General features: G+C 35.4%; 8 protein-coding genes. 1 reads left to right on the forward strand and 7 read right to left on the reverse strand.

Features of this window, described 5'->3' with window-relative positions:
- Nucleotides 1–2: 2 nt before the first annotated feature.
- From BBS29_RS07550 to BBS29_RS07560, 3 genes are read right to left on the reverse strand one after another with little or no spacing between them, the layout of a single operon-like run.
- A complete protein-coding gene (locus tag BBS29_RS07550; RefSeq protein ID WP_068130905.1) occupies nucleotides 3–812 on the reverse strand; it encodes a DUF1444 family protein in 810 nt (269 codons plus the stop codon).
- 12 nt (nucleotides 813–824) lie between these two features.
- The gene (locus tag BBS29_RS07555) at nucleotides 825–1,817 is read right to left on the reverse strand and encodes a PTS transporter subunit IIC (protein WP_068130921.1); all 993 of its coding nucleotides are present in this window, start codon (nucleotides 1,815–1,817) and stop codon (nucleotides 825–827) included.
- On the reverse strand, nucleotides 1,814–2,890 hold the full coding sequence (locus BBS29_RS07560; RefSeq protein ID WP_068130924.1) for a M42 family metallopeptidase: 1,077 nt from the start codon (nucleotides 2,888–2,890) through the stop codon (nucleotides 1,814–1,816). The genes BBS29_RS07555 and BBS29_RS07560 overlap by 4 nt, the downstream gene beginning before the upstream one ends.
- A 74-nt stretch (nucleotides 2,891–2,964) precedes the next feature.
- On the opposite strand from BBS29_RS07560, the gene BBS29_RS07565 reads away from it, so the two are divergent.
- Nucleotides 2,965–3,264, forward strand: a complete 300-nt coding sequence (locus BBS29_RS07565; RefSeq protein WP_040928499.1) for a hypothetical protein — start codon at nucleotides 2,965–2,967, stop codon at nucleotides 3,262–3,264.
- 79 nt (nucleotides 3,265–3,343) lie between these two features.
- Here the strand turns inward: BBS29_RS07565 and trmB are convergent, their stop codons facing one another.
- From trmB to BBS29_RS07585, 4 genes are all read right to left on the reverse strand, one after another.
- Nucleotides 3,344–3,976: a tRNA (guanosine(46)-N7)-methyltransferase TrmB gene (gene trmB / locus BBS29_RS07570; RefSeq protein ID WP_068130926.1), complete on the reverse strand. Its 633-nt coding sequence runs from the start codon at nucleotides 3,974–3,976 to the stop codon at nucleotides 3,344–3,346.
- Nucleotides 3,977–3,987: 11 nt separating this feature from the next.
- On the reverse strand, nucleotides 3,988–4,779 hold the full coding sequence (locus BBS29_RS07575; RefSeq protein ID WP_040928500.1) for a phosphotransferase family protein: 792 nt from the start codon (nucleotides 4,777–4,779) through the stop codon (nucleotides 3,988–3,990).
- 310 nt (nucleotides 4,780–5,089) lie between these two features.
- On the reverse strand, nucleotides 5,090–6,499 hold the full coding sequence (pepV, locus tag BBS29_RS07580) for a dipeptidase PepV (RefSeq protein WP_068130929.1): 1,410 nt from the start codon (nucleotides 6,497–6,499) through the stop codon (nucleotides 5,090–5,092).
- 89 nt (nucleotides 6,500–6,588) lie between these two features.
- Nucleotides 6,589–6,972: a hypothetical protein gene (locus BBS29_RS07585; RefSeq protein WP_179853845.1), complete on the reverse strand. Its 384-nt coding sequence runs from the start codon at nucleotides 6,970–6,972 to the stop codon at nucleotides 6,589–6,591.
- Nucleotides 6,973–7,134 lie beyond the last annotated feature (162 nt).

Raw genomic sequence — 7,134 nt, forward strand, 5'->3', positions numbered from 1 at the left:
TGTTACTTTTTGTTTTTATTATAATTCTTTGCTTTACCGAGAATAAATACCGGTTCTAATTTTTTATGACGATAGCTAAAGCTTAAGCTCGTAATTGGCGTTAAACCTTCTGCAAAATACTGCATCATCATTTGAGCCATAATATCATAGCCGACTTCATTTTTAACGTCGACGATAATTAACACGTCTTGATGTGGTAAACCTATCATCATTTCGCCTTCTAGTTTGCTATGAAAATCGTTTAAAAATTCTTCGTTTAAAATTCTCGATGCATCATAACCGTCTCTATGGCTTATGAAATAAAAGTCATTTTCTTGAACTGTTTCTTTCTTATACTTAATGTCAAGTGTCTTTAAATTATTAAATGCTTTTTCTTTTAGCGCTTCTTTTGTAAGACCTAATGTTTCAAGTAATGATTCATCGATTAACTCGTATGAACGTCCATGGTCGAGTGCGTAAAAAATAACAGTTTCTGCAGTATGCTCATCGAATATGAATTTCTTACCGTCTTTTGCTTCTTTTGGAAAGCTTGTACTACGTACAACTGGATAAATCATTCCTTCATTTGTCACTTCTTTCGTATCTGCCATACGCGTTAAAGTTTCAGATACGTAGTAGACAATTTCATCGATGATTTCTTCAGATTTCGTTGCTTTTTGAAGTAATTTGTTTAGTTGAACGTCCACTCCTTTATGGTTATCATGGCGTTCAATTCTTAAAATTTCTTCTTTTCGATTGAAACGACTATCGTATTGTAGATCCGTTTCATCGAGTTTTTTTAATACTTTATCTTTTAATTCAGTAACATTCATGAAATGCCTCCGTTATTGATTCCCTAAATTAAGTACTTGATCTCCAGGTTTAATAAGTTTCATACTCATGAGTAACTTATAAAATGCATACGTTACTGCTCCTGGAAGTAGGATGTGGAATATGATTATCATTATATATGTTGTCATACTTGGCCCCATTGTTTCAATTGCCATGATTTGACCAACGAGTCCACTCGTCCCCATACCTGCACCTGCACTATTGTTTTGCATCGGGAAAAACACTGTCATAATCGGTGCGATAATCACACTCGCGATTGACGGTGGTAATATAATCCACGGATTTTTAATGATATTCGCTACTTGTAACATTGAAGTTCCAAGCCCAATCGATAACACCCCTGATGATCCATTATCTTTATAACTCATCAGTGCTAAACCGACCATATGACAACAACATCCAACTGCTGCTGCAGCTGCTGCAAGCCCGTTAATGTCGATCATTACCGCTAATGCTGCACTAGAAATTGGTGCTGTTAATGTAATTCCGAATACTAATGCGACGAGCATCCCCATAATAAATGGGTTTTGTTCAACCGCAAAGTTCACAAACGAACCGAGCGATAACATTAATTTTGATATAAATGGACCAACAAATTTACCGACTAAAAATCCGATAACAATCGTGAAAATTGGAGAAATTAATATATCTAATTTCGTACGACCGGCATATAGTCTTGATAGTTCAGTTGCGACTAAAACAGCAATAAAACTTCCAGCTACGCCTCCGAATTCATAAGCGCTATAACCGACTGTCACTGCTGAAAATACGACGAGTGGATGTGCTTTTAACCCGTATGCAATACTCGCACCAATTGCTGCACCAGTTAAACTCATCGCAAGTTCTCCAACAGGAATTAAACCACTGAGTGCTGGGATATACGTCCCAATCGTCTTAATAATAAGACCAATAAGTAAAGAAGAAAATAGACCGAGCGCCATAAAGCTCATCCCGTCGATGAACCAGCGCTTTAATAACCCCTTCACCCTCTTAACTCCTTAACTTTTTCGCTATTAATACCTTTAACAAGTTCGATTAAAAACTTTTTCGCTTCTAAGTAGTCATTTTTATGAATAATCGAATGGTTCGTATGAATATATCTTGAGCAAATTCCAACGACCGCGCTTGGCACTCCGTCATTAGAAACGTGAATGCTTCCAGCGTCTGTTCCACCTGGAGATAAATAATATTGATATTTCACATCGTGCTTATCTGCAGTTTGAAGTAAATAATCTCTCATTGGTTTGCCAAGGATCATCGTACCGTCTTTAATTCTAAGTAATGTACCTTCTCCAAGTTTACCGAGATCATCTTTTTTACCGAGCATATCGTTTGCTGGTGAACAGTCAACGACAAATGCAACGTCTGGTTGAATTAAATTTGCGCTCGCTTTAGCTCCTCTTAAGCCTACTTCTTCTTGAACGTTCGCACCGATATATAAGTTACAATCAAGTTCAACATCTTTTAAAGCTTCAAGCACTTCTAAAGCGATTAAACAACCGTATCGGTTATCCCATGCTTTTGCTAACAATTTGTTTTCAGTAAGTTGTTCAAATTGAACATTTGGCACGATTGAATCCCCGATATTTACACCCATCTCAAGTGCTTCTTCTTTAGAGTCTGCACCAATATCTAATAACATGTCTTTAATTTTTGTACCTGAGTCTTTCGATTCACCACGTCTAAAGTGAATTGGCACACTACCAATTACACCTGTTAACTCTTTATTATCATTCGTTCTCACTGACATCTTTTGGCTGAGTAATACGTCTTCTGACCACCCACCGAGTGGTGTGAACTTTAAAAATCCATTGTCTGTAATTTCAGTAACCATAAATCCTACTTCATCCATATGACCAGCAACTAAAACGTTAGGAGCGTTTTCATTTTTTGATTTTTTAACAGCAAAAATGCCACCTAAACCGTCATTAATATATTCGACGCCAAACGCTTCAAAATTCTCACGCAAATAATTGCGCACTAAATCTTCAAAGCCAGGAGCGCCGTGAAGTTCCGTTAACTCTTTCATTCGTTGTAGTGTTTTTTGACTGATTTCCATCTGAAAAAAACTTCCCTTCTAAATTTATATTTATTGTTGATTATGGTAGACTAACAGAAAGGGAGGCTACCATAATGTCAAAACGAACTTTTTGGACAATTGTCTTAAGCGTTGTAACAATTGTACCTGTTGTACTATATGTCATCGCTAGACGTACGATCAATGTTGACAAGGTCTTAGATAATCTTTACTTACAATTTGACGGCATTTCTTTTGTATCTGTTGACTATAACAATTCTAACAATGAAAGCTTTGGTCAAGATAAGAAAGTACTAAATGGTGTCGTTCACGTTGAACAAGGCGACAAACTTCAAAAGTACAACTTCACAGCGAATAAGTACACTGGTGAAATCATGGAGATTACTGTTCAGTAATCTTCATGTTTTATTATTATCCATTTTATCAAACAATTGTAATTACCGGAACTATCAAAAAAGCACCTTTTTAAAGGTGCTAAAATTTTACAACTATTTTATATATATTAAATCCTTTTTGACTGAATTTCTCTTCATACTCAGTTCGAATGTTATCTTCATCTTCATCTGCATGTAAATCTAAGTTCACTTCTAAAAATTCCGTTTTAAAATTATTTAATGAAATTAAACTATATTCAAATAAACCTCTATTATCCGTTTTAAATTGCAATACTCCATCATCTTTTAATATAGATTTATATTGTTTTAAAAATGATTTATACGTGAGACGTCTCTTTTCGTGACGGTTTTTAGGCCACGGATCAGAGAAGTTTAAATATATTTTAGACACTTCATCTTTATTAAAATACTCATCTAATAGATTCGCATCATATAAAAGCAGACGAACGTTTGTCAGCCCCTCTTCTAACACTTTCTCTAAAACACGAATGAGTACGTTTTTCTCAATTTCAATTCCGACATAGTTAATATGTGGATTTTGTTTTGCAAGAGTCGTTATAAACTGACCCATTCCAGTACCAACTTCGATATGAATGTGGTTATCATTACCAAAGTACTCTTTAATTTTTGTTTTATATGTACCATCTACGTCGACAATATGACTATTTTCAGTTAAAAAGTCCATCGCCCATGGCTTGTTTCGCATTCTCAATGTACTTACCTCTATACCATCATATCTTTCTCTAAAATATCATTTAAAAAAATAATCCAATGGTTCATTTCTTTATATCTTTTACGGTCTTCGTACCACTGAATCATCGTTAAACATTGAATGAGTGTATACCACTTCATACGCTGTCTAAAATCATGATCGAGTGATTTTCCGTATTTAGATAACCAATTTTTCCAATCTTTAAAATCGACATACGTATATAGAATCATTCCGATATCGATTGCAGGGTCGGCGATCATCGCACCTTCCCAGTCTACTAAAAATAGTTCGTCTTCATCAGATAACAACCAGTTTTGATTATTGACATCTCCGTGACATACTCTACAAAATTCAGAATCGATATGTGGAATTTTATTATTTAAATATTTGATCGCTTTTCTTACTGTTTTATGCGCGTTAATTTTTGGTGAAAGTGAGGATTCGATTCTGTTTAATAATAATTCTGGTAACATCGGTTGCATCCCGAGACGCTCTAGCGTGTTAAGTAATTTATCCGATGAATGAATTTTACGCATAAGTGAAGCGACACGGTCAGAGTTCATTTCTTCATCGGTTAAACATCTACCGTTTTTCCAATGTTGAGCGGTAACAACTTCGCCTGTTTCGATACGTTTTGTCCAAACGAGTTTAGGTACGATTCCTTCTACTGATAGCATCGTAATAAACGGGCTTGTATTACGTTTTAAAAAGAATTTGTCGCCATTAATCTCTGCCTTATACGCATCGCTAGACGAGCCACCAATAGGGTCTAACGTCCACCCTAGCTGATAAAAATGCTCCACCGTGTTCACCTCACTTTCTCTTCATAAACGTTTCATTAAAAAGAGCGCTAAGTAAATTTTTTAATTAGCGCACGATTAGTTGTATTTAAAATACTATCCACTTTTATAACTAAATTCAAGGTAAAAATGACGCTATATTTTGCCAACTACTGTTATATCTTAATTAATAAGTGCTTAAGCGACCAATGTTATAAATGTTATTTTTTTGTTAATTAAAGTTAAGTTTTGTTAAACGAATGTACGTTCTGATTTAACACATTTTAAAAAATTAATAAAAATAGACAGACCGATCGTCTGTCTATCATAAATATTATTTTTCTAATTTACCGTTTACAAGAATTTCATATAGTGCTTCTAAATAGATCGTTGTCGCTAATAAAAGTTCTTCTACTTTCATTTGCTCATTCGCTTGGTGCATTGTATCTTTTGTATCTTTAAACATCGCACCGTACGCTACACCATTTTTTAGTACACGCGCATACGTTCCACCACCGATTGTGAATGGTTCAGTGTCATCATCGACATGTTTACGATATGTTTCAGTTAACACTTTAACGAGCGGAGAATCTTTTTCGACATAATGCGGCACTTGATCATTTACGTTTTCGATTGAAACACCGTATACTTCTACATCGCTTTTAAGTGCATTTAGTGACGCTTTAAAGTCCATTCCCATTGGATAACGTAAGTTCACACCGAAATAACTTTTATCGTTTAAATCATAACGAATGATTCCTGTGTTGACTGATGTTTCACCCATTTCGTCATGGTTAAAGTCCATTTCAAATAATTTACCGTCATAATTATCTTCAATATATCTATCGTAAAATGACACGAACTTATGTGCACGTGCATCGATTGGAATAACTTTTAAGAAACGTAGTAATTCTATTCCTGCGTTTTTACCTTCAAGTGGTGTTGAACCGTGTGCACTTTTCCCGAACACAGTAATATTTACTTTGTTGCTGTCTTCAATGAAGTCACCTTTTAATTGCATCTCATCTAAAAACGATTCAAATGACTGTTTAAATTTTTCAACATCTTTTACAGTTAAATTCGCCGTCGCTGATTCAGGTACCATATTGTATCGATCACCTGACGTGAATGTATTTAGTACAATATCTCCATACGCATCGTCATCGCTTTTAAACACGAGGTCAAACGTCGTAATACCCTTTTCACCATGAATGACTGGAAACTCAGCATCTGGTGCAAATCCTGAATCTGGCATTTCTTCATTTTTAAAATATGCATCTGTACATAACCAATCAGACTCTTCGTCCGTACCTATGATTAAACGCACACGCTGATTTAATGGTACTTCAAGATCTTTTAAAATCTTCATTGCGTAATAAGCTGCGATAGTTGGTCCTTTATCGTCTTGGACACCGCGCGCATAAATAATATCATCTTTAATCACCGGTTCAAACGGATTAGAGTCCCAACCTGTTCCAGCGGGAACGACGTCAACATGTCCGAGAATACCGAATAGCTTTTCACCGCTACCGAGTTCAATATGGCCTGCTAAATTATCGACAACTTTCGTATCCATTCCGTCACGGTCACCTAAAGAGAGCATGTACATTAACGCTTCTTTCGGTCCCTCGCCGACAGGTGCACCCGGCTTAGCTTCTGTACGAACACTTTCAATTGAAAGAAGACCGTTTAAATCCTCCAGTATTTTATCTTTATACTGATTTACAATTTCATTGAAATTCATACAACTACTCCTTTCTATTTGTAATTATTATACTAAATAAAAGTTCTCACACAATAAAAAATCCTTTAGCACATGCTAAAGGATGAGAATTATTCTTTATTCATTAACGTTAAAACAAAGAATAGTATATAGCTAATTAATAAAACTGATCCACCGATAATATAAATGATGAGTGATACAGTATCCGGGAAACTAAATGGATTCACAAACTGGAACCACATGCCGAGTGTTAACAAAACAGTCCCAATAATTGCCGTCCATACATGTAACTTCGCAAGGAAACTTTCTTTTTGATGAAATACTCTATAATACATCGCGAAAGAAAATAAACTTAGCCATCCGACGACTAAAATATGTGCGTGGATCGGTCGAAGTTCATAACCACCAGAGCCCGCCATATGTGCACCCATAAATGCACCCATCAGTCCAAAAGCTGCAGAAAATCTTAATAACGTTTTACTATAACTCTTCATAATTGCCTCCAAATGTTGTTTTACCTTTAATTCAAACTATACATAGTGAATATGAACACAATATGAATTGGATTTTTGTAAATTGGATGAGGGCAGTGCTAGATTGGCGTTGGATCGTTGAGTTATAACCTTTAAAGTGTATTAGTTCATCTTGTTATGGAT

Origin of the sequence: Nosocomiicoccus ampullae, from assembly GCF_001696685.1 — a bacterium.
GTDB classification, from domain to species: Bacteria; Bacillota; Bacilli; order Staphylococcales; family Salinicoccaceae; genus Nosocomiicoccus; species Nosocomiicoccus ampullae_A.